The following is a 25036-nucleotide window of genomic DNA, read 5'->3' on the forward strand; positions in this document are numbered from 1 at the left end:
GCCCTGTTGTCGTTGTTGTACGCGTCCGAGCCCGTTGACTTCAACTCGTCCGTCGTGTCGTGCGATTGCCTCGCGCACGTGTACGGGAACGCGGCCGATCATCCCGATCGGATGCGCCGGTATCCGTCGGACATGACGGACGCGGAGTGGGCGGCCATCCGACCGCTGCTGCCGGTGCCGGCCTGGTTTCAGGGGCGGGGCGGACGGCCCGAGGGCTACTGCCACCGCCAGCTGCTGGACGCGGTCCGTTACCTGGTCGCGGGCGGGATCTCATGGCGGGCGATGCCCGCGGACTTCCCCGCCTGGGGCCGGGTCTACGCCTTCTTCCGCCGCTGGCGTGAGCACGGGCTGATCACCGAGTTCCACGACCGGCTGCGCGGGAAGGTCCGTGAGCGCGAGGGCCGTGAGGCCGAGCCCACGGCCGGGATCATCGACGCGCAGTCGGTGCGGGCCGCGGCGACGGTGCCGGCCGCCTCACGCGGCTACGACGGCGGGAAGAAGGTGCCGGGCCGCAAACGGCACATCGTGACCGACACCCTCGGCCTGCTCCTGGTCACCCGCGTGACCGCCGCGAACATCGGCGACCGGGACGCCGCGGCGGGCCTGCTTGGGCGGCTGCACCGCCTGCACCGCGACATCACCCTGGTCTGGGCCGACGGCGGCTACACCGGCTCCCTCGTCGGCTGGTGCCGGGACCTCGAGCAGTTCCTCCCGCGCGATCACCCGCCGGTCCAGCTCGATCTCCGCGGCCTCCAACACCTCGGCCAACCGCGCGGCTTCCTCCCGCAAGCCCTCCACTCGCACCCGGGCAGCCGCCTCCCGCTCCTCCAGCATCCCCAGCACCGACGCCACCGCGCACCCCTTGACCATGAAGCGGACACAAGACGTCGCGAAACCTCCCTCAACCCGAGCGAAACCATGCCTGACCTGCAGGAATCAAAGGATCACGTTCGGTTGAGATGCGGCTTCTGACACCGAACCTGGATTGTTTGCCACCGAAGTTGGACCGCCACTCGGTGCGTGACAGCGAAGTTGGACCGGGAGCTGAGAGGCCACAGCGGTGGCGTCACTGTCGGCACCTTGCCTGACCTGAGCGATGCCTACGAGGTCGAGGAGGGTGCTGGGAGAAATCCACGCTTGACCTCAACCAAGGTTGAGGGGCGAGTGTCGAGTCATGACTACTCACGACTCGACGAGTCTCCTCTTCCGGAACACCATGCGCATCACCGAAGGTCACCTGGAGGGCTTCCGCGACGCCGTCACCAGGGCAGTCGCGTTCGCAGAGCAGCACGGTCCTCAGCTGATGGTGGAGACCTTCGTGGACGAGGAGCGGATGGTCGCCCATAGCTTCCAGCTCTATCAGGACTCCGACGCGGTCCGCCTCCACTGGAAGCTGGCGGATCCGTACATCCAAGAGGTGATGAAGCACTGTCAGGTGGAGCGCTTCGAGGTGTTTGGTGCGCCGGACGCTGATGTGGTGGCGGGCGTGCGTTCGGCTCTCAGCGAGCAGTGCGCGCTGACGTTCAGCCCGCGCATCGCCGGCTTCGTCCGCTTCGCCACCGGGCACCGCGCATAGCCTCCGGCTCCTCATCGCCCGGCACCAGCGGTCCAACCCCGATGGCAAACGGTCCAGCACCAATGTCAGAGGACAGGGGTGGTGCGCCAGTGCGGTGCGATGGTCACTGCGTCGGCCGGGTTGCGAGTGGGCTGGGGCCAGGTGCGGTGCTCGTCGTGTTTGACGCCGAAGTTGGACATCTTGCGTTTGACGACGCGGGGGTTGGAACGCCTGCGTCGCGGGGGCAGCAGTCGGGCGGTGATTTCGCGGAGTCCGTCGGCCAGTGTCGTGGCCAGGCGGTCAGGAGGAAAAAGCCGCCTGCGTGGTGACCTGGCGGCGTGCGAGGCGAATGGTGCGGGTGAAGGAGAGCCGGCCGGGGCCGAGGCCGGCGGTCCCGGCGGCAGCGAGAGCATCGACCACGCCGGGCGTGCGGGTCAAGCCGCGTACCGTGTGCCCCTCGCGGGTCAGACGGCGGGCTACGGCTCCGCCGATATAGCCGCTGGCGCCTGTGAGAAAGACGTCCATGATGACTCCTGACGATGTCAGGGTGGTGGGGGTGTCAGCTGCGGAAGCGGCCTGCGGCGCGCAGGGCTTCCTCCAGCGGCAGGCGCTGCTGCTGGTCGCCGAACTCGCAGATGCGAGTGATGCGCCCCTCGTGGACCGTCACCTGGAGGCAGCGTGAAATGCGCACCGGGGTGCCGTTTTCCAGTTCGCCCGAAGCGGTGGCGGCCAGAGCGAAGCCGTGGTGGTCGACGTGGAGAGACCAGATGCGGTCGGCGTGGTTTCTCATGAGGTCGGCGGTCGCACGGAGCATCCGCAGCATCGCACTCGCGAACTCATCGCCGGGAAGTGACACGGTCTCGTGATCGAAGCTGTGCCAGACCTCCACGGTCTCGGCGAAGAGCAGACCGAACTCGGGGTCGACCTGCGTCAGGCCGTATGTCCCGGTGAACCGACTGGCGACCTGGCGCACAGCGGCCAAGCAGGCGGACGACTCGGAGTCCTGCTCGTCGGGTCGGCTCGCAGCGGCTGCGGCTATGTCACTGCTGGTCATCGGTTGCCCTTTCGTACCTACCCCGATGCGGTCAGGGGCGCTCGAGAACCAGCGTCCGCGTAACCGTGCCAATGCGCGAAGGCTCCTTGCTGCTATGGCAAAAATTGCCGATCGGGTGGTCTCAGGTGGCGCGGTGGCACATGAGGCTTCCACCTTGATCGTGGACACCTCGACACTGGATCTTGAGTTCAGAGAGAGGAGTCCCAGGTGGGGGCCTATACATACTCGACGGAGTTCCGGGCCGATGCGGTGGCGCTGGCCCGTTCGTCGGGCCGGCCCGTCTTTCGCGTTGCCGCCGAGCTGGGCGTGCACCACGAGACGCTGCGGCAGTGGATCAGGACCGCGGAGCATGCCGAGCGGCCCGAGGCGGTCGCGCAGTCCACGAAGGACGCGGAGATCGCCGCCTTGCGCAAGCAGGTCCGCGAGCTGGAGAGGGAACGTGACGTCCTGCGCCGGGCGGCCAAGTATTTTGCGGGCGAGACGAACTGGTGAGCCGCTTCGAGTTCGTTGCCGACCATCGCGACGCCTTCGGCGTGAAGCGGCTGTGCACCGTGCTGAACCTGTCGAGGTCCGGGTTCTACGGTGGCTGAAGACCGCCCCGGTGCTGGCGGCCTGTCGGGCCGGCCAGAGCATCGCGGAAAAGCGGTCCATGGCCGGGCAACCGCCGACCTGCTCGCTGCGCTGCGCCACCAGGGTGAGGAACTGCTCGAAAGGCTGGAGGACAGCGTCGTCGATCAGGTTCGGGCCGTGGCGGCCGCGGCCAACGGCTTTCGCGTGGAGAACGGCGGTGGCCGGGTCGACGCGGCCCGCGCACGTTGCGGGCCGTCGCCAACCGGGTGCGGCGGTGACGGCAGGACCACACGGCGCGCGGGGGCCTGCTCCCGTCGACCACCGCCACGGTGTGCAGTGGGCGCGACGGACGGGAATGTGCGGTCGGTGAGACCGTCCGTCGGCGCGGCAGGCGCATCTTCGGCTGACGTGGCCGCGGTCGCCTGCCGTCGGCCAAGTGGCGGTCCCCGAGCACATCCTCGGATCGGCCGATGCGGTTCCGTTATCGTCCGAGCCAGGTCCGGTCACACCGCGGACCTAGCCTCAACGACCGTGATCGCTCAGCACGCGAGGTCTTCGGCATCCCGGTCCCGCGGCCCGGGCGGTCCGCCTCCGGCGGCGGACCCACTGCCGGCCTGTCCTGGCCTGCGTGGGACGGCGTGACGTCCAACCTCGGAGTCATCGCGGGGCGGGCCTGTGTGCTCCAGCCCTTCGTTCCTTCATCCCCCGACGAAAGAGATGGCATGAGCATGTCCTTATCTCCCGGCAGACGAATACGTGCGGCCGCCCCGCTGGGGGCTCTCGCCATGGCCGCCGTAGTCACCGTGACCGGGATGCCGGGGGTGAGCCAGGCCGTCGCCCTGACCCCTGACGCTCCGGCAGGCTCAGGGAGGGCCCTGTCCGTTCCGGGGGCGAAGAGCGCCAAAACGGTGACGCTGATCACCGGCGACAAGGTGTCGATCGCCGCGGACGGCTCTGTCGCCGGGATCGAGAGGGCCAAGGGACGGGAGGGCGTGTCGTTCTCGGTCCGGAAGGTCGACGGGCACAGCTTCGTCATACCGGGCGACGCGGCGCCGGCTGTCGCCCAGGGAAAGCTCGACCGGCGGCTGTTCGACGTGACGCAACTCGTCGCGTACGGGTACGACGACGCGAGCCGGTCCGACCTGCCGCTGATCGTCACCTACGCCGGGGACGAGACACCCCCCGCGAGCGCCTTCCGCGACGCACGGGCCAAGGCCGGCCAGGAGCTGACCAGCGTCAACGGCGTGGCGCTACGGGCCGACAAGCACGGCCACTCCGCGTTCTGGGACACCTTCACCGACGGCGGGGACGGTGGACAGGGCACGGCGCGGCTGTCCGGCTCACCGGCGGTGAAGAAGGTGGTGAAAGTCTGGCTGGACGGCAAGCGCCAGGCCGGCCTGGACAAGAGCGTGGCCCAGACGGGCGCGCCGACGGCCTGGGGCGCCGGGTTCGACGGCACGGGCGTCAAGGTCGCCGTGCTGGACACCGGCGTCGACCAGACGCACCCCGACCTGGCGGGCCAGGAGATCGCCGAACGGAACTTCTCCGACGCCGAGGACAGCGTCGACCGAGTCGGCCACGGCACCCATGTGGCCTCGACGGTGGCCGGTACGGGTGCCAGGTCGCAGGGCAGGTACAAGGGCGTCGCGCCGGGCGCGCGCATCCTGGACGGCAAGGTCCTGGACGACAGCGGCGGCGGTTGGGAGTCCGGCATCATCGCGGGCATGGAGTGGGCGGTCGCCGAGGGCGCCCAGGTCGTCAACCTCAGTCTGGGCGGCACCGACACCCAGGGCATCGACCCGCTGGAGGAGACGGTCAACCGTCTCTCCGCCGAGACGGACACGCTGTTCGTCATCGCCGCGGGCAACGCGGGCGAGGACGGCGAGAGCACCGTCGAATCGCCCGGCAGCGCCGAGTCCGCGCTGACGGTCGGCGCGGTCGACAAGGCCGACGAGCTCGCCGACTTCTCCAGCCGCGGCCCGCGCGTCGGTGACGGAGGAGTCAAGCCGGACCTGACCGCGCCGGGCGTCGACATCACGGCTGCCGCCTCCACCGCGAGCGGCATGGAGCAGGTGTTCCCCTCGGGGACGCCCGGTTACGCCACCCAGAGCGGCACGTCGATGGCCACTCCCCATGTCGCGGGCGCCGCCGCCATCCTGGCGCAGCAGCACCCGGACTGGACCGGCGAGCAGATCAAGGCGGCGCTCACCGCTTCCGCTGAGCCCGGCCCGTACAGCGCGTACCAGCAGGGCACCGGCCGCACCGATGTGGCCCGGGCGATCGGGCAGACCGTCGTCGCCGAGCAGGGGCCGATCGGCTTCGGCCGCCCGAAGTGGCCTCACACCGATGACGAGCCGGTGACGAAGGAGATCACGTACCGCAATCTCGGCACCGAGCCGGTCGTCCTGGACCTGGCGATCGAGGCGCTCGGGATGGACGGCGGGCCCGCCCCCGAGGGCATGTTCGAGATGTCGTCGCGGCAGCTCACCGTTGCGGCGGGCGGTGCGGCGAGCATCACGGTGACCGCCGATACGCGCGTCGGCGGCGAGGCCTACGGCTCGTACGGCGGCTCGGTGACCGCAGCCTCGGCCGACGGCCGGACCCGGGTGCGCACCGCCTTCGGCGTGGAGCGCGAGATTGAGTCGTACGACCTGACCATCAAGCACCTGGACGACGACGGCAAGCCGACCGGCAAGGGTTTCACGACGATCGATGGCCGGGACCGCGACTACTACCAGGAGTTCGCAGACGCGACGGACGGCGAGATCACGGTGCGCCTGCCCAAGGGCGGTTATGCGCTCACCGGGGTCCTCAACGCCGGCGGCGAGTCCGCCGCCCCCGATTCCCTCTTCCTGGCCCCGGCCCTGCAGCTGACCAAGGACACCACGGTCGTCATGGACGCCCGGGAGGCCAAGCCCACGCGCATCACCGTCCCCGACGCGGGAGCCGAGAACCACCACGCCCAGCTCATCCCGGGCTACACCCGCTCCGACGGGCAGCCCCTGGGCTTTACGCCGTCCGTCTTCGACTTCCCCGATTTCCAGAGCTTCAAGGTCGGTCACATCGGCCCGGAGGCGCCGAAGGACGCGGCATACGCCCAGTACAGCGGTTTCTGGACACGTCAGCCGGCCGACGGGCGCGCGGTGAACTACCGTCTCGCGTGGAACCGTACGGGTTCGCTCGGCGGCTTCACCGCCGACGTCCGGCGCGAGCAACTGGCCGAGATCGACTTCGCGGCCGGCAGGCCCGGCCCTGAGCCCACCGCTCAGGTCGCGGTGATGCCCCTGACACCCATCGGCGAGTTCGCGGCCGACTTCAGCACCCCCACCCAGCGCCAACTGCCGCTGCGGACCTCTGAATACGTCCTCGGCAATGGTGTCAAGTGGTCCTACTCCGTACACCACTGGGAGTCGGGGGACGCACAGCTGGGAAGGTTCACGGCGTACCAGCCGAAGAAGAGCTACGCCGCGCGGTTCAACGTCGGTGTCTTCGGTCCGCTCCTGCCCCCGGGTGAGGGTGAACCGCGGTGGAGGCGTCCCGGGATCGCGCGGAGCGGGAACACGATCAAGGCGCATCTGCCCATGTTCGGCGACAGTGACGGGCATGAGAGCAGCGGCGGCTACACGGAGCTGGAGAGTTCGCTCCGCGTCGACGGCGAAGAGATCCCCGCCGAGGGCGATCCGCTGGACATCGCCGAGTACACCGTCCCCGCCGGGGACGGCCGGTACGAACTGAGTGTCGACGCCTCCCGGGACCCCGAGCTACTCGCGGTAAGCACCCGCGTGCGGGCGCAGTGGACGTTCAGGTCGGCCGGCGTGTCCGGGGACAGTTGGGCCCGGCTGCCGCTGTCCGTGGTCCGCTTCTCTCCCGGGCTGTCACTGACCAGTACGGCGAAGGCCGGCGAGAGGTTCCAGGTGCCCTTCACCGTGGAGGGCGCGGCCACCGCTCGGACAGCCAAGAAGCTGGAGTTCGAGGTGTCCTACGACGACGGCAGGACCTGGACCACGGCCAGAGCCGTCAACGGCACCCACCTGTCGCTGAACCACCCAGCGCAGCCGGGCACCGTCTCGCTGCGTGCCGAGCTGACCGACCGTGACGGCAACACCCTGGTCCAGACGATCGACCGCGCCTACCTCACGGTCCGGTAGGGCGAGGGCCGAAGGGCCCGTTCACCGACAGGGCCCGGGGCGAAGTTGAGTTCTGGTGGTCGTCGCAACACCCCAGCTCAGGGGATGCGATGGACTTCGAGGGTCGGGCGGATCGGCGGCCACAGGGGCCGAAGAAGTTGAGCCGCGAGCGGGAGACGTACCTTCTGCTCGTGGATCAAGGAACTTCTCACCTGGATGCCTGTCCGGTCGTTGGCATCAACGACCGGGCAGGCAGGCGATGGCGTAACGGCCGGCAGGCGTCCGGGAAGAACAAAGCGGCACCGCCCCTCGTGGAAACGGGGCCGTGGCGCTACACCGATGACCCAGAGCCGGTGGCCGCCCAGGAGCCCGAGAGCGACGGCCCTTCGCGATATCCGGGCGAGACGGACCGGATCCACATAGCCGACCGGCTCCGGGAGAAGGCACCGGTTCGCGCGATCGCCGCCGAGCTGGGGCGCAGTCCGTCCACGATCAGCCGGGAGATCCACCGCAACCGCACGGTCCTGTCCGGCGGCCAGTGGTCCTACCGACCGCATACGGCCCACCGGCGAGCGGTCCGGCGGCGGCCTCGGCCGAAAGTCGGGAAGATCGGCCAGAACCCGGAACTCCGGGACTTCGTCCAGCATGACCTGACCCTGCGCGGGAGCCCCGAGCAGATCTGCCACGCTCCTGCCAACCCGCCACTGACCCGCGCTTTTTCCGCCTCCATGAGAGCACCAGCCCGGCCCGGCGCAGTGGGATGGGGCGCCCACCGAGGTGATACTCGGGCCTCAGCAGGCCCGCCACCGACGCTGTCACGTTGTCGGGTGGCTGAGTGTCTGCCGGTGTGCCGGGGGTAGTGGGCTTTCGGTTCGATCTCGTGTTCAGATCGTGGTGGGCCGGTTGGCGGTGCCGGTGTTCCGGTTCCGGATCGCGAAGCGGATGGCCGTCCCGGGCCGATAGCCGTGCGCCCTCATCAAGGAGCGGCGAGGCCGGAAGCGCAGTGGGACACCGCTGAACGCGGGGCAGGAACCGCTGCGCCCCGCCTGCCCGAGCGGAAGCCCTCCACGGCGCGTCACGCTGGCGGGTGGGTCGGTGGGTGTTCTCCGCCCGGTTGTTCAAGCCCTTATAGGAGCGGTGTTCGGCCGAGGGCGCCGAGGCGGAAGAGGATGAGTGGGATCTCGCGCACGAGCGGTTCCGGGCTGAGGCCGTCGTGCGTGCTGCCGCCGGAGAAGCCCGGCGGCAGGAGCAGTCAGTTCCGGTCGGTGATCAGGCGGATTCCCGATACCGGCGGCAACGTGCTCGACATCCCGCTCCAGTCCTGACGGGACGCGAAGGCCGCCGGTCGCCTCTTTTGCCGCCTGATGAAGAAGACCCGGGCGGTGCCCAGGACGATCGTCATGGACAAGCTCCGCTCCTGCGGCGCCGCCCGCCGCAAGGGTCGTCCCCTCCGTGGAGCACCGCTTCCACAAGCCCCGAACAACCGGGCCCGAAGCGGCCACGAGCCTACGCGGCAACGCGAACGAGCAAGGAAAGGCTTTCCGCTCCGTCAGCGCGGCACAACGCTGCCTGTCCCGCGTTCAGCGGCGTCTCGCCCTGCTTTCGCTCCCATCGCCATCTGATGACCGCCACCCGGCACCGCGTGGAGATGAGCATCTGCTTCGCCGTCCGGGACCAGGTCATCAGCGTTGCCGGCCGGTCCGTTGCAACCTGACCGCAGGCCTGGAATCCGGCCCATCACGCCCCGACACGTCGTCACGCACAGCCCACCGTTGACGACCGGAGAGCCTGCCATGACGGACACCTCGTCGACCACCCGAAACGACATCGGAGAGGATTCCATATGATTGCCGCAGTGAACGCGGCCGACCTCGTGCCGACGGCCTACGCCTGGCAGATCCAGGCCACAGGGCTGAAGGTGAGGGCCGGCAGGAAGCGGATGGCCGTCGACGGCATCGATCTGTCGCTGGGCACCGGCGTACACGGCCTGCTCGGCCCCAACGGGGCGGGCAAGACCACCCTCATCCGGGCGCTGGCCACCGTGCTGCGCCCCGCCGAGGGCACCCTGGAACTGCTCGGCGAGTCCGTGGGCGGCAGGGGTGAGCACCGTGCACTGCGCCGCCGGATCGGCTACCTGCCACAGGAGTTCGGCTACTACAAACGGTTCACCGTGCGCGAGTTCGTCGAGTACATGGCGTGGCTGAAGGAAGTACCCAAGACGGAGATCCCCGCAGCGGTGCAACGCGCCGTGGAGCGGGTGGGTCTGGCGGACCGTGCCGACGAGCGGATGAAGACCCTGTCGGGCGGCATGGTGCGGCGGGTCGGCATCGCCCAGGCCATCGTCAACGACCCGTCGATCCTGCTGCTGGACGAGCCGACGGTCGGTTTGGACCCGGCGCAGCGGCTGCGCTTCCGCCAGTTGCTGCAGGAGCTGGGCACGGACACCTGCGTGCTCGTCTCCACCCACCTGGTGGAGGACGTCGCCGCCGCCTGCACCGACGTGGTGCTCTTCGCCGAGGGCCGGCTGGTCTTCCAGGGCACCCCCGACGAACTGGCCGCCGCAGGCGGTCCCGAGCACGTGGGCGACAGCCCGCTGGAGCGCGGCTACTCGGCCCTGCTCCAGGGCCCCGAGCAGGGAAGGGGCGCCTGGTGAACGCACGCGTCCTGCGCACCGAACTGAAGCGCTCCGTCGCCCCCTGGGCCGGCGCCCTGGTCCTGACGAGCGCACTGGCGTTCCTGTACCTGGTGGACGGCGCGTGGTGGAGGGGCACCACGATGTGGACGGCCCAGTGGACGTCCCTGGCCCTGACCACCCGCGGCCTGCTGTTCTACCTGTGGCCGCTCGCCGTGGGGCTCGGGGCGCTGCAGGGTCTGCGCGACCACCGCTCGAGGATGTCCGAGCTGCTGACGAGCACGCCGCGGCCCGCCTGGCACCGCGCGGCCACGATGGCCGGCACGACGACGATCACACTGGCATCGGCCTTCGCACTCCTCGTCCTCGTCGGCGCGGTCCAGGTGCTTGCCAACACCGATTACACACACCTCGGGTGGCTGCCGATCGCGCTGGTGGGAGCCCTCTCCCTCGCCGCGGGGGCGACGCTGGGCATGGGGGCCGGTCGCGCCCTGCCGTCCGCGCTCACCCCTCCCGCGCTGGCCATGGGCGCCTTTGTGTTCTCGGCCCTGATGCACATGTCGTTGGGCCGGACGGAGACGTACACAGCGTCGGGCATCCCGATCACGGAACCCAACCGGGTCTCCCTGCTGTCACCGGCGGTGCAGGACGTGCGGGACGTGCTGGTCACGCTCTCCGCGTCCGTGCACGTCGGGCAGACGATCTGGCTGCTCGGCCTGGCCGCGACCGGCTTCGGGCTGCTGGCCGCCACCACCTCGCGCACCCGGCTGATCGCCCTGACGCCGCTCCTGACAGGCGCGGTGATCGCCCTGCTCGTCCTCCCCTCCGACCCACGCCGGATGTACGTCGTCGACGAGGCCGCCGCGGAGCCGGTGTGCGACGGCCCGGTATGCGTGACGAAGACGCACCAGGGACGACTCGCCGGATTGGCGGGACCCGGTAAGGACGCACTGCGCCTGCTGCACGAAACCCTGGGCGACCAGGCACCGGCCTCAATCCGGGAGAACACCGCCGTACTGCCGGACGGCTCCACACCGCAGTGGTCCCAGGACACCGTACTCTTCGACTTCGACGAGGACCTCATCGCCGCCGCAGAGGGCGAGGAACTGACCTGGGCCCTGATCGCCAAGGGCATGGTGCCAGGCTGTGACCCCGTCGGCTGGAGCGGCTTCGGAGGGGACGAGTTCGCGCGGGCCGTCGCGGTGGGCTGGGTCCTCGGGGACCTCAAGTCGCTTCCCGGCGCAGGGTCGGCAAGCCTGCGCCGCGAGGCCGACGCCAAGGCCCGCCCGGTGTGGAGAGAGCTCAAGGCGCTTTCGCGGGACGGGCAGCGCGCGCGGATCAACGCAATGCGCGCCGCCGCGTTCTCCTGCAAGGGCGACGCGTTCGACACGCTGAAGGGCGGTGCGTCCCGGTGAGATGGCTGATGCTGTACACACGCTCCCGGCAGGTGCCTGCGTCGCTCGCCGCGGTGGTGATCAGCGCGGTGGCGGTGTGGGCACTCGCCCGGGACAGCAGCGGAGAGCCGTGGGATCCGCGGCCCCCCGTGCTCGTCCTCGCCGCGGCGGCGATGGCGGTCTCGACCGGGCTCAGCGGGCAGGACCTCGCACTGGACCGGACGGCCGCGATCCGCTGGGCGCCCCGCAGGGCGGCGCACGTGCTGCTCAGCAGCGGGATCGTCACCACGGTGCTGCTGACCGTGCAAGCGGTGGGCGAGGACATGGCCACGACCGCGTTCGTCGTCCGGGACAGCGCGGGCCTGATGGGGCTGGCCGCCCTGGGCGCGACACTCTCGGGCGGACAGTTCGGGTGGACGCTGCCGTTCGCCTGGCTCGCGTTCTCGTTCCTCGCCCCACCCGCCACGAGTGTGCCGATGCAGGTGGCGACCTGGATGCTGCTCCCACCTGGCACGGCGGCGGGTACCTGGACGGCCCTCGTCCTCACGGTCGCCGGCATCACGGCCTACGCTCTGGCGGGGCCGAGACGGTAGCCGGTCCGGACGGTCGGCCGTCGTCTTCACGAGCCCCGACGCGTCGGCCAACTCCTGTACCGTCCCCGAGCGATGGGACCCGCCGAACAAGGCGAGGAGATCCAGCGCACGCAGCACACTGCGCACACCGTGTGCCGCTCGAAAAGTCATCGGCGCAGGTGGGAGTGATGCAGTTCGGTCCTGGGGGGGGGCATGTCCGCGTGATCGTGTCTCTGCTGTACGGGGTGGTCCGGAGGTTGTTGTCCGTCCTGTCGGTGCTGCTGCGCCGTGACACCGCGAATGGCGCCGAGTTGCTCGTGCTGCGGCATGAGAACACAGTCCTGCGCCGGCGGAGTGCCGTCCCGGTCCGCTACGAGCCGGCCGGTCGGTTCTGGTTCGCTGCCCTCTCCGGGCTGATACCCCGGCGACGTTGGCGCGAGGTCTTCCCGGTCACTCCAGGCACCTTGCTCGCCTGGCACCGCAGGTTAGTCGCTGCCCAGTGGGATTACACCGCACGCCGACGCACCGGACGCCCGCCCACCTGAGGGGTGATCAAGATGCTTATTCTGCGGCTGGCCCCGGAGAACCCGCGGTTGGGGCACAGGCGGGTCCAGGGGGAGTTGGCCCGACTCGAGCATCGGATCGCTGCCCCGACGGTCCGGGAGATCCTCAACGCCGCGGGCGTCGACCCGGCGCCGCGTCGTGCCGGTCCAACCTGGCGCGAGTTCCTGGCCGCTCAGGCCGAGGGGATCATCGCGGCAGACTTCCTCCACCTCGACACCGCGCTCGGCACGAGGCTGTAGGCACTGGTGTTCCTCGAGCACGGCACGAGGCGCCTGCACCTCACCGGAGTCACCGCCCAGCCCACCGGGGAGTGGGCCGTGCAACGGGCGCGGAATCCCGCCGCCGATCTGGGCATGGGCATGGAGTCTGTGCGGTTGCTGCTGCGTGAGCGCGATGACAGGTACGGTGCGGCGTTCGACACGGTCTTCGAGGCCGAGGAGCTGGAGGTGGTCTTGAGTGCCCCGCGGGTTCCTCGGATGAACGCCCACTGCGAGAGGACCATTGGCAGCATCCGGCGCGAGATGCTCGACCACGTGCTGATCGTGAACGAGGCCCACGCCCGCCAGGTCCTGGCCGCCTACCGGCGGCACTGCAACGCCCACCGACCTCACCAAGCCCGACAGCAACTACCGCCTGATGCCAAGGAACGGCCCGATGTCACAGTGCACGACCTCGACGCTCGCCGAGTGCTGCGGACCAGGATCCTCGGCGGCGTGATCAGCGAGTACCGCTATATCGCTTGACAGGCGACGATGACTTTTCGAGCGGCACACGGTCGACAGCGTCAGACGGCCGGGCACTTCTCATGTCACCTTGATGACAACCTTGCCCGAGGTGTGACCGTTCTCGACGGTGGCGAGGGCGGCCGGGGCGTCGGAGAGCGGATGGACCGCGGTGATCACGGGTGCGAGGAGTCCGTCGAGGGCCAGCCGGGCCGACCGCTCCAGGTTCTCGCGGTCGACGCGACGCTCGACGAAACGCCCACCGAGATCGGGCACGGACATATCACCCACAGCGATGACGTTGCGGGGATCCTGGGCCAGCGGAGCCACCGTCCGCAGCGAGGTGCCTCCGGCCAGGTCGACGATCCCGTCGAAGCCGTCCGGAACCAGCTCGCGTGCCGCGGCGGCGACGTCCTCGGCGGTGTAGTCGATGAACCGCACCCCGATGGCCTCGGCGTGCTCGCGTTTGGCGGTACTCCCGGTGCCGATCACACGCAGCTCGCGCCCGATGGCCAGCCGGGCGACGGCGAGGCCGACCCCGCCCCCGACTCCGTTGACCAGGACCGTGGCACCGGCCGGGAGGCCGAGCTGGTCGAGCACGTCCACCGCGGTCGTCCCGGCTACGGGCAGCGTTGCCGCCACGGTCGCGGACAGACCCTCCGGGATGCGCGCGGTGTTCGGCGCGGACAGCACCGTCGTCTCGGCGTAGGTGCCGCCACCGGTGAGCGCGAAGCCGAAGACCGCGTCACCCACCTCGAGCCCGTTGACGTCCTCGCCCCGGGCGAGAACGGTTCCGGCTGCCTCCATGCCGAGCACGCGGGGAAACGGACGCCCGCCGTCGAGCCCGTCGACCAGACCCGAGCGCAGAAGGTGGTCGAGGGGATTCACCCCGGCGACGTCGACCCGGATCAGTACCTCGCCGCGACCGGGGACAGGGTCGGGACGATCGAAGAACTCCTGCACCTCGGGCCCGCCATACCTGCCGAAACCCCACGCCTGCCCCATCTTCCGCCGCCTCTCGTACGACCGACCCGGTGATTCCGGGCGTTGACGCCATCCTCACCTCTGACATGGATGTGAGGGGCAACCGGCTGAGACGCAGATCACAGCATCAGGTCGACTGCGCCACCGGTTCCGGGGCCGTGGACAGCTCCGCCCGGTGTCGGCTGTTGGCCCTGATCAGCACGTCGAGTGCATCCCGGGTCTCGATCAGATGCGCGATGTCGGCGTCGATCCGGTCGCGCTCGCGCATCATCGCCGTGAACGTCTCCTCGGCGACGCCCAGGTCACCCGGGACGTCCACACACGGCAGCACAGTCGCGATCACCCTGCTGGACATACCCGCGTCGAACAACTGTCGGATGAGTGACACGCGCTGGACCGCAGCATCGGAATAGTGACGCTGCCCCGCATCGGAGCGTGAGCTGGTCAGCAGGCCCTGCTCTTCGTAGTACCGCAGTGAGCGCGGACTCACGCCCGTGCGCTTGGACAACTCGCCTATCCGCATTCCCGAGAGCCTACGCCCGCGTGCTCCAGGTCCAGACCGGCGTCGAGCCATGAACGCTCGCGGACACCCCCACGGCCGCAGGGTTGTCCTCCCGGTCCCACGACTGAGCACGTTCGTCTGTACACGCCTGAGCACTTTTCTCGGTACGCCGACAGCCCTGGTCTGCGCGGTGTCTGCGCATGGTGTTGGTTTGCTGTGGTCGGGCCCATGGTCGGGGTCCTGACGGCCACGAGCGGGGAAAAGCGGGTAGCGCCGCCACCGGCTCTCCTCCTGCACGGCCAGGTGGTGCCGGGCGCGGGCGCGGGTATGTGCTGGTGGAGGCGGGCGTAGGCGCCGAGTTCGGCGGCGAGGCGCTCGGGGCCATCGTGTCGCGGTCGACTTCGACGAATGCCCGCAGCATCGAACCACCGCCGTCTGTGTCGGTGATGTGCCGGTAGTAGAGCAGGGCGTCAGGGATGACGGCCTCGCCCCAACCGAGGGCGTGGTGGACCTCCGGGATCCAGTCCAACGGCCGGCACACGTCACCGCGGCGGCGGGCGTCCTGCAAGAACGCCAGCGCGGTCTCGGTCACCGTCAGTCCGTGTCCGACTTTCAGCCGCACCGCGGTCCGGTCCACCGCGGTCCGGTCCACCGCGCCCCCCGGGGGTCGTCGGCCGCGCAGCTCGGGCCACTCACTGGCGATCTGCGTCCCGTACTGGGTGGCCACGAGTTGCTGCAGACGAAGCGGCCGGTCCGAGCAGCCCCGGACCGGCCACTTCACAGCGAGGGTCAGCACAGGGGTGGTCGCCGTCCTGCTTGCGTGCGCGAGAAAATCGGCGGCTGGCGAGGCCGTGCGGGTCAAGTCAGCTGAAGACTGCGGACACGGCGTCCGAGAGCTGATTCAGTACGTCCCGCGAGAGTTGCACCGAGCCGGTGAACGAGAGGAAGCCGTGAACGGCTCCGCCGACCGGGAGGTGCTGGACCGGCACGCCGGCGTCGGCCAGCTTGCGGGCGTAGTGGTCGCCCTGGTCGCGCAGGGGGTCGTTCTCGGCGGTGGCGATGACGGCAGGAGCAAGTCCGGCCAGTTCATCGGAGCGCGCCGGCGAGACCCGCGGGTCGGCGCCCTGGTCCGGGGTGCTGAGGTAGGCGCCCCAGAACCACTCGAGGTAGGAACGGGAGAGGACCGGGCCCGTCATGTTCTCGTACATCGAAGGGCTGTCGTCGAACCGGTCGACCGCCGGGTAGGCGAGCACCTGGAGCGTGATGCGAGGTCCCCCGCGGCGCAGGGATTCCTGTGCGAGAACCGCGGCAAGGTTGCCGCCGGCGCTCTCGCCGAACACGGCGATGCGCTCTCCGTCGCCCCCGAAGCCCGGGGCGTTGTCCGCGACCCAGGTCAGCGCGGCGTAGGCGTCGTCGACCGCGGCCGGGAAGCGGTGCTCGGGTGCCAGCCGGTAGTCGACGGAGACCACGATCGTGCCGGAGCGGCTGGCCATGATGCGGGCGATGTTGTCCTGGGTGTCCAGGTCGCCGAAGACCCACCCGCCGCCGTGGAAGAAGAGCGTCACGGGCAGCGGCCCGGCGTCCGGCTCGGTGAGGGGCCGGTAGACACGGACGGGTATGTCGCGGCCGTCGGCAGCGGCCGTGGTGTCCCGGACATCGGCGACCGGTACGGGAGCGCCGGCCAGGGCGCCGAAGGCGCGCCCGAACGCGCGGTTCTCCGCCACCGTCAGGGTTTCGGGCGCCGGGCCGCCCCCTGCGGCCACTTGCTTGAGCAGGGTCTCGATCTGGGGGTCGAGGGGCATAGCACTCACCTGTCTGAAGAGACGGCCACCCGGTATGGAATGACCTTTCCAGGATCATCGGCGGAGCATAATTGGAATGTCAATTCCAACTTGGGTAGCGTGGGTATATGAGCACATCAGTGAAGACCGAAGGGTCGAAGGAGCAGCGGCTCACCGAGGCCGGCCGCAAGACCCGCGAACGCATCATCGAGACCGCTGCGGAACTGATGTTCCACCGCGGCGCAGGAGGCACGAGCATCCCGGACATCCAGGCGGCCGCCGGGGTCAGCGCGTCGCAGATCTACCACTACTTCGGCGACAAGCAGGGCTTGGTCCTGGCGGTCATCGACCACCAGACGGACACCCAGCTCGCCAAGCAGCGTCCGCTGCTGGACAACCTGGACAGCATCGAGGCCCTACGCGAGTGGTGTGACAGGGCAGGGAACCGGCAGGACGCAAGAGGATGCGAAGGCGGCTGCGAGATCGGCTCGCTCGCCAGCGAACTCGCCGACAGCGATCAGTCGGCGCGGACCAGCCTCATTTCTGCCTTCGACCGGTGGGAAGGCCCCATCAGGTCGGGACTCGCACGCATGCAGGCACGCGGCGAGCTGAACGAGCGCGCCGATACTGCCGCGCTCGCCACCGCTCTGCTGGCCGCCATCCAGGGCGGCATGCTGCTGTCCCAGGTTCGCCGGTCGAGCACCGCCTACCGGCAGGCCGTGTCAGCGGTGATCGACCACATCGAGAGCCACCTCGTCCGCTAGCGGATCGGGGCGTCAGCTCACCACTGAAACCCTTTGATCTGCTGATACAGAGTTCAGAAACACGCACTCAAAGAGCGTTTTGTCCCGACAGGGCTGTTTGGCGTTGATTCGCGGGCCGATCCGGCATGGGGCCTTTGGGGTAGATGTGTCTGATGCGGGGCGGGGGATTCGTGTCGTCATTCGGCGACCCGTTTCGTTCCGTTCGTTCCTGCCTGATCCCAACGCGCCCCCGGTTGGCCTCGTTTGCGCCCTGGGGAGGCGGCCTGCTCGACGGTACTACCGAAACATGACGCGACACCGCCCGTATCCCAGTGACCTCTCCGAGGCGCGCTGGGAACTGATCGGACCCACGCTCACCGCCTGGCGGGCCGAGCGCAGGGGCAAGGCTCTCGACATCGGCCGCCCGCCCGAGCACGACCTGCGCCGCATCATGGACGCCATCCTCTACGTCGACCGCACCGGTATCCCCTGGCGGTACCTGCCGCACGACTTCGCCCCCTGGGAAACCGTCTACGGCTACTTCGCCGCCTGGCAGAAGGAAGGTGTCTTCGACCAGCTCAACGGTCTCCTGCGACGCCTGGCCCGTCAGGCCGAAGGCCGCGACGGCGAGCCGAGTGCCTGCGTGCTGGACGCGCAGAGCGTGAAGACCTCCAGCAATGTGCCGACGGCCGGCCAGGGCATCGACGCCGGCAAGGAAATCGCAGGCCGCAAGCGCCATATCGGGGTGGACACCCTCGGCCTGCTCCTGGCCGTCTGGGTCACCGCGGCGAGCGTTTCCGACAACGTCGGCGGCATGCACCTGATGTCCCACATCGCCGCCACCCACCCCCGCGTGACCAAAGCCTGGGCCGACACCGGCTACCGCACCAAAGCCATCGAACACGGCGCCCGCCTCGGTATCGACGTGGAAGTCGTCCAACGCGAACCCGGAACCAAAGGCTTCAAGGTGATCCCGCGACGCTGGGTGGTCGAGCGGACCTTCGGCTGGCTCATGCACCACCGCCGCCCCGCCCGCGACTACGAAACCCACCCCCACCGCTCCGAAGCCATGATCCACATCGCCATGATCGACCTCATAAGCCGACGCCTCACCCGAGAATCCACCCCGAACTGGCGCGACACCTGAACCTCAAACCAAACAACCCTGCCGGGACAAAACGCTCTTTTAAGGAAAGACGTCCCGCTTCCTGCGGGGAAATGCAGGTGCAAGGCCTGCCTGGCGCTCCACACACGTCCCGTACCTGCCCCAGCAGGCACGGGACTTCTCGATGTCCGCGCCCGCTGCGGCGCGGAAGGCCGCCCAGGGCCGCGACACCCGCAACGCCGTCGACCAGGCCCGCTGCAACTACGTGCGCGACAACCGCCATGCCCCCGCAGGCGCTCGCTGGGTGGTCGATCGCTGAACAGCGGCCTATCGCGCCGGACCTAGAGGTGCTGGCGACAGCAGCGCCTCGATGTCGGCCCTGCCGAGGCTTCCCGCCGCCTGCGCGCGGCTATGAGCCGTTGCGAGCCTTCCTCCCACTACCTCCCACGGGTGACACGCGTTCACGGCGGCCCCGCCAGAAGGGCGTCACCGCCTGGGCGTCGGGGCCGGCCCCGAGGATGCGCCGCCCGGTGTGTGGGCGTGGGGGCTTCGGCTCGGTGGTGGCCCGGGCGGCGGGCAGGCGTTCGGCGGCGAGCTGGACGCGCGGCAGGGCGGTGTTCTGCGTGCGGGACGTGTTGGCACGGTCGGGTCCGGTGCCCAGGGGACGGCGGTCTGTCATCGCCCGATCATCGCGGTGCAGCCGGAGTTCTTCTTCACCGCCCCGGCTGTGCGCTCCGGCCCGGCCCAGGCGCACGCGTGACGCGCACGTGTGGGAGGCGGTGGGCTTCGGCGAGCGCCTGCCGGTGCTCCTGACAGCGGGTGCCAGCCGGGCCCGAGCAGAGCACCAGGAGCTGGCGGAACCGGGCCGGTACTGCCCGCAGGGAGCCTCCCAGGTAAGTAGTCGGCGTGCCGCACTGTCCGGAATCGCGGCGCTGAGCTGGGGTTTCGCTGGGCCCCGGGACGACGTCGGGCGCGACCCAGGCCGGGACCTAGGACACGACCTAGGGCGGGATTCGGGGCGTGACCTAGGGCGGGACCCAGGATGCGACCTATAGGCCGCATCCGTCGGCAGACTGCAGACTCATCTTGATGCGAAGCCTCCACAGCAGAGAAGTGGCCCGACTCCAGGATCGGGCCACTTCGCTGTTTGCAGGTCCTCAGGGCATGGGTCAGTGTGAGCCGTACAAGGATCAAGCCCCGCCACCAAGCCACGGGGTGGCGCTGGGCCGGGGCGTGATACCCCGCGCGTTCGGTGTGCCTGGTGCGTGCCCGGAGTGCCGCCCCGGCCTGGCTGGGAGCCGGGGCGGCGAGCATGTACCCGTCAGTGTGCACCGACTTCGATGGGGGTGCTCTGGCTGCTTTCGGCGCCGACCTGGAAGGTCAGGGAGGTGCGGCCGGTGGCGTTGGGGTCGGTGGCCCTGACCGCCACGAACGCGATGGACTGGGAGGTCTTGCCGGCGAGGGCCAGGTTGACCTTGGGGAAGGTGAGCGTCTGGCCGTCGGCGGAGAGCTGCCCGGGGTAGTGCTTGGCTGCTCCGTCGCCGTCGAGCACGGTCAGCATGTAGCCGGGGTTGCCCTCTGCGACGAATGCCAGGCCCATGCCCGGAGGCAGGCTGACCTGGACGTTGTGCACGGGGACGGGGCCGTCGTCGGTCGTCAGCCGCACGCCGGGGTAGCCGACGGGGCCGTCGGAGGACAGCTTCACGTCGGGCGGTCCGCCGGGGGCGACGTCGAAGCGGGCACCGGTGGAGCCGGTGGCAGTGTAGCGGTAGTAGATGCTTCCGATTTGGAAAGCGTCTTCCAGTTTGGTGCGGTCCCAGCTGAGGATGCTGGTCTTGCCGCTGGCGGTGTCGACGGACTGGGGCCAGACCAGGAAGCGGTAGTACCCGGGCTTGTCGCCCGCGTCCCGCAGGTTGAGGGCCTCGAGGATCTTCTTGTCGCCGGTGCCGCCGCCCTGGTGGCCCTTGACGTTGAGCTTGACCGGGTCGGGGGTGAGGTGGGAGGGCGTGCCGTCCTCGTGCAGCAGCTGCCAGTACACGTGGTCGCTGTAGTTGCTGGCCACGTCCTTCATGTCCTGGCGGGGGTTGACCAGGTCGACGATGAGCTTCTCGGCGACGTAGCCGTTGTCGGACACGTAGCCGAACCCGGCCTGGCTGTTGGGGGTGCCGCCCCAGCCGGTGTCGTAGGGCAGGCGGACGAACGGCCGGCCGGTATACCCCTGGTCCGCGTTGTAGTGGGGCCACAGGACCTCGACGGGCACGTGGGTGGTGCGGGTGGTGCCGTCGTTGAGGCTGAGCCGCACTCCGAGCTGGTAGGTGCGGCTGTACTGCCCCTTCTCCGGGGCCGCGTCGACGTTGAGGTCGCCGCGCAGCGTGAAGGTGATGACGTCGGAGTCCTCCAAAAACGTCAGGTCGGCGACCTCGTACTCCTGGTTGATGCCCATCTGGCCTCGCGGCACGACGACGGCGGTGATGTAGTCCTTGTCGTCCCGGCCGTAGTAGGCGTACTCGACCTTGGAAATCTTCACGCCGACCGGAACGCGGATGCGGCCGTCGTAGCGGAACTCGGAATCCCATACCGCGAACCGGTTCGCGTATCCGAGGGTCTCGATGCCCGTCTCGGCCGAGTCCGCAGCCTCGACGTCGACCGCAGGCTCAATTGTTGTAGTCATGCCAAACTCCCTTGAGTGCGGGACCTGGCCCGTCCGTGACCGGCCAGGCGGAAAAGAGGTGCTGGGGAAGGCGGGGCGCCCGGCTCACATGTGTCGAGTAAGCGGCGCCTGCAGCACTACTGCTCTTCGGCAGCTTTGCCGCATCACTCAGCACGAACCGCCATCTCCCCCATGTGAGTGAATAAATGGGAAGAAAGCGACGGCGTAACGTGCCCGTGGCTGATGCGCCGGAGCGCGGAGTGCTGCTTCCGACGGGATGGCGGGCTGCCGGCGCACCGGCGTGCAGGACGCTGCGCCCGGCGGGGCAGCGAGCTGTCGGCGCTCCGGAGTGCGGGGCGCTTGCGCGGTCAACCAGACGATACGGCTGCGGTGTTGAGTGCTTCCGCGCGCCCACTTCCATTAGACACGCTACGCGTTCAGGTGATTACGAAGGGTATGTAGGTGGGTGCTGGTGCTTTCGGTGTGACCGCCGGGGCATCGGGCCGCTCGGCACGCAAGGCGTGGCCGGGCGGGCGGGCAGCCCGCCATAGCGGGTGTGCCGGCGAACCGTGGCTCGACCCGTTCGGAGAAGAACCTTTTGCGTGTGGACCCAGCGGCACTGCGTCCCTACCGGCTGGCCGCCGCCCCCAACAGGCGGCGGATGTCCCTGGTGGCCCGGGTGTACGGCTACCCGCCGGACCATAATGCGGGCTCGGAGTGGATGCTGCACTCGATGCTCCGCCCCCTGGCCGAACGTGGCCACGACGTGACTGTCTGGCTGTCGCACCCTGGTAAGACCGAGAAACGCTACGAGATCGACGGCGTGCGCGTCGTTCCCTTCCAGGACGGTCTGGACTTCGCTGCCCAGGCCGCCGAGGCGGACGTCCTGCTGTCCCACTTCGAGAACGTGCCGGTCCTGGCGGGCCTTGCCAGAGACCGCCGGATTCCGCTCGCCGTGATCTGCCACGACAACTTCGCCACCAGCTTCCACAACGCCGCCGGCGCCGACCTCGTCGTCTACAACAGCGAATGGATCCGCCGCGACGGCGAGATCTTCTACGCCCGCTACCCGCGCGAGTTCCTGCCCCGCACCAGCATCGTCGTGCGCCCCCCGGTCCTCGCCGACGAGTACCGCACCGAGCCCGGCGAGGCCGCGACCCTGGTCAACCTCAACGCCGACAAGGGCGGCGAACTGTTCTGGCAGATCGCCGCCTGGACTCCCGAGTGGAACTTTCTCGGCGTCCGCGGCGCCTACGGCCAGCAGATCATGCCCCCACCACGCCTGCCCAACTGCGAAGTCGTCAACGGGGTGCCGGGCCAGCAGATGCGCGACCACGTCTACTGCCGCTCCCGCGTGATGCTCATGCCCAGCCTGTACGAGTCCTGGGGACGCGTCGCCATCGAAGCATTCGCCTCCGGCATCCCCGTCATCGCCCACCCCACCCCCGGCCTCGTCGAGTCCCTCGGCGACGCCGGCATCTTCGCCTACCGCGACGACCTCAACGCCTGGATCCACGCCCTCACCGCTCTGCAGGACCCGGCCACCTGGAGGCAGGCCTCCCTGCGTGCCAAGGCCCGCTCCCTCGAACTCAGCGCCGCTCCCGACCTCGACCAGTGGTGCGACGCCGTCGAAACCCTGTGGGACACCAGCCCCCGCACCAGCACCCGCCGGCGCGCCGTCAGCCGCATATGGCGCCAGTGACGAGCCCGCCCCGACCCCGTCACCGCCCGATCCACCCGGCCCGGGCTCGTCACCGCAGTGAGACCTATGCGGCTGCCCGACGGGCCCCGTGGCCGAGGCGCACCGTCACCGCGGCGGCTGCCCCACGACCGCCACCACCTCCTGTGGCAACCCCGCCAGACCAGACCAGGGCGGGGCCATCCGCGCAGCTGCCTGCGGCATACGACCGGTCCCTGCCAGCAACCAAGGAAAGAGACACGCTCCATGACCCAGAACACGATCACCGAGGACACCGTCACCGAACCCGTCAGCGTGATCGAGCCGCGCTCGGCGATCGAGCCGGCCGACAGCGCTCCCGTCGGCCCGTACACCCACAGTCAGCGCTTCGCCTACACCGGCAGCGTCCAGGACTTCACCGTCCCCCCGGGCGTCACCACCATCGACGCCCGCTGCTGGGGCGGTGGCGGAGGCCGAACCAACACAGGAGGCGGGGGCGGCTTTGCCACCGGGCGCATCGCCGTGGTGCCGGGGGAAACCCTGCGGATCGTCGTCGACCTGGGCGGCGGCCCGGACGGCGGCGGCGGAATGAGCGGCCTGTACAGCCAGCGGCTGGGCAAGACCCTGCTGATCGCCGGCGGCGGAGGAGGCGGCACCAGCAACATGGACGCACGCGGCGGCGCTGGCGGCGGCACCAGCGGCTCCGACGCACGGACCTACACCTCCGGCGGATGGACCGGAACCCCGGCACGCGGAGCGTCGGGGTCCACTGGCGGCGCCGGCGGCGCCGTCTCCAGCAACAGCAGCTACGGAGGCCGTGGCGGCAACACCGGTGAGAACGGCGGCGCCCACGTCAAGGGAACCCCCGGGGGCCGAATCCCGATCCCCGGGATGGGCGGAGGCGGCGGCGCCGGCTACAGCGGCGGTTCCGGTGGCGGTGCCGGCTACGCGGGTGGTGGCGGCGGCCTGTTCGTCGGTGGCGGCGGCAATTTTGCCAGTGGTGGTGGGGGCGGCAGTAGTTTCGTCGGCGGTCCTGGCGTAACCGAGGGCCGGACTGTGCCCGGGAACGGGACCCGGGCCGGAGGCAAGGACGACCCCCTGTACCAGTCGCCGGTCGGGGACGCCGGAAACCGTGGCCAGGTGGTCTTGCAATGGTCGGAGTTCACCGTGACGCCGGGCGGCCCGCCGGACGTACAGGTACGGCAAGGAGGAGCGGCTGGCTACCCCGGAGTCCGGGTGGCGGGGGACACGGCCTTCAACCCCGTCTCGGTGACGGTGACACTGCCCGAGGGCCGCGGCCTTCTGTTCGGTACCTCCACACTCGCCGACTATCAACTGACTGTGCAGAACGCCGCAGGGGGGATCACCCGCTACCCCGGGAGCCTGTCCGCAGACGGCACCTCGCTGACCTTCTCGAACGTCGACCTGCAGCTGCCGGGCACCACGGTGATGTGGGTCGGTGTCGGGGCGGGCCACGACGCGCCGCTGGGTGCCTCCAGCCTGGCCTTCAGCGTTGGCGGCAGGGCCTGCCGCTCGACCACGGTCGTGGTCACTCCGGCGTTCACGGTCAGCCCGGGGGAAGGCCGCGTACAAGCGGAGCGGGCAGGGACGCCGGTGTATCCGGGGGTGCAAGTCCGTAACAACGGCTCGCAGACCATCCCCCTGCAGACGGTCACCGCGACTCTGCCCGCCGACGCGGCCATGCGGTTCGGCACCCAGTCCAGCCCCGACCATCAGCTCACGGTGTGGACCGGCGCGGGAGACCCGGTCGTCTATCGGGGGAGCATCTCCGACGACGGCCAGGAACTGACGTTCACCGACGTTGACCTCGCCATCCCCAACCCGGGTTCCCGATCAGTGATGTGGGTTTGTGTCAGTGCCTCCGACGCCACTCCTACCGGCCCGACCGGCGTGGCCTTCACCGTCGGCGAGCACCCCTCACCCTCCACCCCCATCGACGTCATCTGACTCCCCAAAAGTCCGGCCTCGGCACCTGAACACAGCCGGGCGGCACGCCTTCCCCCGCGGTCGAGGGAAGGCGTGCCGCACGATGCGGTGGCCGTGCCGGTGGGGTCCACCGGCACGGCCAGTGGGTGTCAGTGGCGGCCGCTGCGGCGGTGGCCCCAGGACTCGTCGTCGATGAAGCGGCCGTGGTCGTTGCGGAGGGGGCGGTGTCGGAGCGGTTGTCCCAGACGTAGTTGCGGCGGTCCTGGCAGACGTCGGAGCGGGTGTCGCGGCCCTGACCGGTGTGGACGCGGACGGTGGAGCGTCCGGCGAGGCGGTAGTCATGGAAGGTGTAGCGGTGGCCTGAGGTTGATCCCCGGGGGTGGACACCGGGTTTCACGCGACGAGTGACAGCCTACGTGACGTGATCAATTGCTGTTCGTACTCAGCTGGCGTGAG

At 69.7% G+C, this 25036-nt stretch carries 20 protein-coding genes and 4 pseudogenes; 13 read left to right on the top strand and 11 right to left on the bottom strand.

Features of this window, described 5'->3' with window-relative positions; translation table 11 throughout:
- Nucleotides 1–132: 132 nt before the first annotated feature.
- Nucleotides 133–972 carry an IS5 family transposase gene (locus AB0A94_RS34350; RefSeq protein WP_361750322.1) on the top strand — a complete coding sequence of 280 codons (840 nt, stop codon included), beginning with the start codon at nucleotides 133–135 and terminating at the stop codon, nucleotides 970–972.
- A gap of 202 nt (nucleotides 973–1174) precedes the next feature.
- The gene (locus tag AB0A94_RS34355; RefSeq protein WP_361750324.1) at nucleotides 1175–1576 is read left to right on the top strand and encodes a hypothetical protein; all 402 of its coding nucleotides are present in this window, start codon (nucleotides 1175–1177) and stop codon (nucleotides 1574–1576) included.
- Nucleotides 1577–1855: 279 nt separating this feature from the next.
- Here AB0A94_RS34355 and AB0A94_RS34360 read toward each other — a convergent pair whose 3' ends face one another.
- Together AB0A94_RS34360 and AB0A94_RS34365 are read right to left on the bottom strand one after the other, a co-directional pair.
- Complete coding sequence (locus AB0A94_RS34360; RefSeq protein ID WP_361750326.1) at nucleotides 1856–2080, bottom strand: NAD-dependent epimerase/dehydratase family protein; 225 nt, start codon at nucleotides 2078–2080, stop codon at nucleotides 1856–1858.
- Nucleotides 2081–2114: 34 nt separating this feature from the next.
- Complete coding sequence (locus AB0A94_RS34365; protein ID WP_361750328.1) at nucleotides 2115–2609, bottom strand: hypothetical protein; 495 nt, start codon at nucleotides 2607–2609, stop codon at nucleotides 2115–2117.
- Between the two features lie 207 nt (nucleotides 2610–2816).
- Here AB0A94_RS34365 and AB0A94_RS34370 point away from each other — a divergent pair, with 207 nt between their 5' ends.
- The 3 genes and pseudogenes from AB0A94_RS34370 to AB0A94_RS34380 all read left to right on the top strand — a co-directional run.
- Nucleotides 2817–3101, top strand: a complete 285-nt coding sequence (locus AB0A94_RS34370) for a transposase (RefSeq protein ID WP_361750330.1) — start codon at nucleotides 2817–2819, stop codon at nucleotides 3099–3101.
- 986 nt (nucleotides 3102–4087) lie between these two features.
- The gene (locus tag AB0A94_RS34375) at nucleotides 4088–7327 is read left to right on the top strand and encodes a S8 family serine peptidase (protein ID WP_361750332.1); all 3240 of its coding nucleotides are present in this window, start codon (nucleotides 4088–4090) and stop codon (nucleotides 7325–7327) included.
- An 89-nt stretch (nucleotides 7328–7416) separates the two neighbouring features.
- Nucleotides 7417–7986 (top strand): annotated as a pseudogene (locus AB0A94_RS34380) (helix-turn-helix domain-containing protein); the annotation flags it as partial.
- Nucleotides 7987–8558: 572 nt separating this feature from the next.
- Here AB0A94_RS34380 and AB0A94_RS34385 read toward each other — a convergent pair.
- Nucleotides 8559–8708 carry a hypothetical protein gene (locus AB0A94_RS34385; protein ID WP_361750334.1) on the bottom strand — a complete coding sequence of 50 codons (150 nt, stop codon included), beginning with the start codon at nucleotides 8706–8708 and terminating at the stop codon, nucleotides 8559–8561.
- Between the two features lie 441 nt (nucleotides 8709–9149).
- On the opposite strand from AB0A94_RS34385, the gene AB0A94_RS34390 reads away from it, so the two are divergent.
- The 3 genes from AB0A94_RS34390 to AB0A94_RS34400 are packed head-to-tail and all read left to right on the top strand — an operon-like array spanning nucleotide 9150 to nucleotide 11925.
- Entirely contained in the window at nucleotides 9150–9959 is an 810-nt protein-coding gene (locus AB0A94_RS34390; protein ID WP_361750336.1) for an ABC transporter ATP-binding protein, read from the top strand.
- Complete coding sequence (locus tag AB0A94_RS34395) at nucleotides 9956–11353, top strand: hypothetical protein (protein ID WP_361750337.1); 1398 nt, start codon at nucleotides 9956–9958, stop codon at nucleotides 11351–11353. The genes AB0A94_RS34390 and AB0A94_RS34395 overlap by 4 nt, the downstream gene beginning before the upstream one ends.
- Nucleotides 11350–11925: a hypothetical protein gene (locus AB0A94_RS34400; RefSeq protein WP_361750339.1), complete on the top strand. Its 576-nt coding sequence runs from the start codon at nucleotides 11350–11352 to the stop codon at nucleotides 11923–11925. Before AB0A94_RS34395 ends, AB0A94_RS34400 begins: the two co-directional genes overlap by 4 nt.
- A 21-nt stretch (nucleotides 11926–11946) precedes the next feature.
- Here the strand turns inward: AB0A94_RS34400 and AB0A94_RS34405 are convergent.
- A pseudogene (locus tag AB0A94_RS34405) lies at nucleotides 11947–12075 on the bottom strand (helix-turn-helix domain-containing protein); the annotation flags it as partial.
- A gap of 50 nt (nucleotides 12076–12125) precedes the next feature.
- Between AB0A94_RS34405 and AB0A94_RS34410 the strand changes: the two are divergent.
- Nucleotides 12126–13211 (top strand): annotated as a pseudogene (locus tag AB0A94_RS34410) (integrase core domain-containing protein).
- A gap of 60 nt (nucleotides 13212–13271) precedes the next feature.
- On the opposite strand, the gene AB0A94_RS34415 reads toward AB0A94_RS34410, so the two are convergent.
- The 4 genes from AB0A94_RS34415 to AB0A94_RS34430 form a co-directional block, all read right to left on the bottom strand.
- On the bottom strand, nucleotides 13272–14195 hold the full coding sequence (locus AB0A94_RS34415) for an NADP-dependent oxidoreductase (protein ID WP_361750341.1): 924 nt from the start codon (nucleotides 14193–14195) through the stop codon (nucleotides 13272–13274).
- Between the two features lie 106 nt (nucleotides 14196–14301).
- Nucleotides 14302–14697 carry a MerR family transcriptional regulator gene (locus AB0A94_RS34420; RefSeq protein WP_361750343.1) on the bottom strand — a complete coding sequence of 132 codons (396 nt, stop codon included), beginning with the start codon at nucleotides 14695–14697 and terminating at the stop codon, nucleotides 14302–14304.
- 10 nt (nucleotides 14698–14707) lie between these two features.
- Complete coding sequence (locus tag AB0A94_RS34425) at nucleotides 14708–15472, bottom strand: replication-relaxation family protein (RefSeq protein WP_361750359.1); 765 nt, start codon at nucleotides 15470–15472, stop codon at nucleotides 14708–14710.
- Between the two features lie 67 nt (nucleotides 15473–15539).
- Nucleotides 15540–16478, bottom strand: a complete 939-nt coding sequence (locus AB0A94_RS34430; RefSeq protein WP_361750345.1) for an alpha/beta hydrolase — start codon at nucleotides 16476–16478, stop codon at nucleotides 15540–15542.
- Nucleotides 16479–16585: 107 nt separating this feature from the next.
- Here AB0A94_RS34430 and AB0A94_RS34435 point away from each other — a divergent pair, with 107 nt between their 5' ends.
- Entirely contained in the window at nucleotides 16586–17221 is a 636-nt protein-coding gene (locus tag AB0A94_RS34435) for a TetR/AcrR family transcriptional regulator (protein ID WP_361750347.1), read from the top strand.
- A 286-nt stretch (nucleotides 17222–17507) separates the two neighbouring features.
- A complete protein-coding gene (locus AB0A94_RS34440; RefSeq protein WP_361750349.1) occupies nucleotides 17508–18347 on the top strand; it encodes an IS5 family transposase in 840 nt (279 codons plus the stop codon).
- A 367-nt stretch (nucleotides 18348–18714) separates the two neighbouring features.
- Here the strand turns inward: AB0A94_RS34440 and AB0A94_RS34445 are convergent, their stop codons facing one another.
- Together AB0A94_RS34445 and AB0A94_RS34450 are read right to left on the bottom strand one after the other, a co-directional pair.
- Nucleotides 18715–18984, bottom strand: coding sequence for a hypothetical protein (locus AB0A94_RS34445; RefSeq protein WP_361750351.1), 270 nt, complete (start codon nucleotides 18982–18984; stop codon nucleotides 18715–18717).
- A gap of 642 nt (nucleotides 18985–19626) precedes the next feature.
- The gene (locus AB0A94_RS34450; RefSeq protein WP_361750353.1) at nucleotides 19627–20976 is read right to left on the bottom strand and encodes a hypothetical protein; all 1350 of its coding nucleotides are present in this window, start codon (nucleotides 20974–20976) and stop codon (nucleotides 19627–19629) included.
- Nucleotides 20977–21616: 640 nt separating this feature from the next.
- On the opposite strand from AB0A94_RS34450, the gene AB0A94_RS34455 reads away from it, so the two are divergent.
- Nucleotides 21617–22657: a glycosyltransferase family 4 protein gene (locus AB0A94_RS34455; RefSeq protein ID WP_361750361.1), complete on the top strand. Its 1041-nt coding sequence runs from the start codon at nucleotides 21617–21619 to the stop codon at nucleotides 22655–22657.
- Between the two features lie 243 nt (nucleotides 22658–22900).
- Nucleotides 22901–24601, top strand: a complete 1701-nt coding sequence (locus tag AB0A94_RS34460; RefSeq protein WP_361750355.1) for a hypothetical protein — start codon at nucleotides 22901–22903, stop codon at nucleotides 24599–24601.
- Nucleotides 24602–24729: 128 nt separating this feature from the next.
- Here AB0A94_RS34460 and AB0A94_RS34465 read toward each other — a convergent pair.
- A pseudogene (locus AB0A94_RS34465) lies at nucleotides 24730–24941 on the bottom strand (lamin tail domain-containing protein); the annotation flags it as partial.
- Between the last annotated feature and the right edge of the window lie 95 nt (nucleotides 24942–25036).

The organism is Streptomyces sp. NPDC044984 (assembly GCF_040646935.1).
Lineage (GTDB): Bacteria > Actinomycetota > Actinomycetes > Streptomycetales > Streptomycetaceae > Streptomyces.

Coding starts and splice junctions, on each gene's coding strand:
- AB0A94_RS34350 (WP_361750322.1), top strand. CDS start 133: ATGACGGACGCGGAGTGGGCGGCCATCCGACCGCTGCTGCCGGTGCCG.
- AB0A94_RS34355 (WP_361750324.1), top strand. CDS start 1,175: ATGACTACTCACGACTCGACGAGTCTCCTCTTCCGGAACACCATGCGC.
- AB0A94_RS34360 (WP_361750326.1), bottom strand. CDS start 2,080: ATGGACGTCTTTCTCACAGGCGCCAGCGGCTATATCGGCGGAGCCGTA.
- AB0A94_RS34365 (WP_361750328.1), bottom strand. CDS start 2,609: ATGACCAGCAGTGACATAGCCGCAGCCGCTGCGAGCCGACCCGACGAG.
- AB0A94_RS34385 (WP_361750334.1), bottom strand. CDS start 8,708: ATGACGATCGTCCTGGGCACCGCCCGGGTCTTCTTCATCAGGCGGCAA.
- AB0A94_RS34390 (WP_361750336.1), top strand. CDS start 9,150: ATGATTGCCGCAGTGAACGCGGCCGACCTCGTGCCGACGGCCTACGCC.
- AB0A94_RS34415 (WP_361750341.1), bottom strand. CDS start 14,195: ATGGGGCAGGCGTGGGGTTTCGGCAGGTATGGCGGGCCCGAGGTGCAG.
- AB0A94_RS34420 (WP_361750343.1), bottom strand. CDS start 14,697: ATGCGGATAGGCGAGTTGTCCAAGCGCACGGGCGTGAGTCCGCGCTCA.
- AB0A94_RS34430 (WP_361750345.1), bottom strand. CDS start 16,478: ATGCCCCTCGACCCCCAGATCGAGACCCTGCTCAAGCAAGTGGCCGCA.
- AB0A94_RS34435 (WP_361750347.1), top strand. CDS start 16,586: ATGAGCACATCAGTGAAGACCGAAGGGTCGAAGGAGCAGCGGCTCACC.
- AB0A94_RS34440 (WP_361750349.1), top strand. CDS start 17,508: ATGACGCGACACCGCCCGTATCCCAGTGACCTCTCCGAGGCGCGCTGG.
- AB0A94_RS34445 (WP_361750351.1), bottom strand. CDS start 18,984: ATGACAGACCGCCGTCCCCTGGGCACCGGACCCGACCGTGCCAACACG.
- AB0A94_RS34450 (WP_361750353.1), bottom strand. CDS start 20,976: ATGACTACAACAATTGAGCCTGCGGTCGACGTCGAGGCTGCGGACTCG.
- AB0A94_RS34455 (WP_361750361.1), top strand. CDS start 21,617: ATGTCCCTGGTGGCCCGGGTGTACGGCTACCCGCCGGACCATAATGCG.
- AB0A94_RS34460 (WP_361750355.1), top strand. CDS start 22,901: ATGACCCAGAACACGATCACCGAGGACACCGTCACCGAACCCGTCAGC.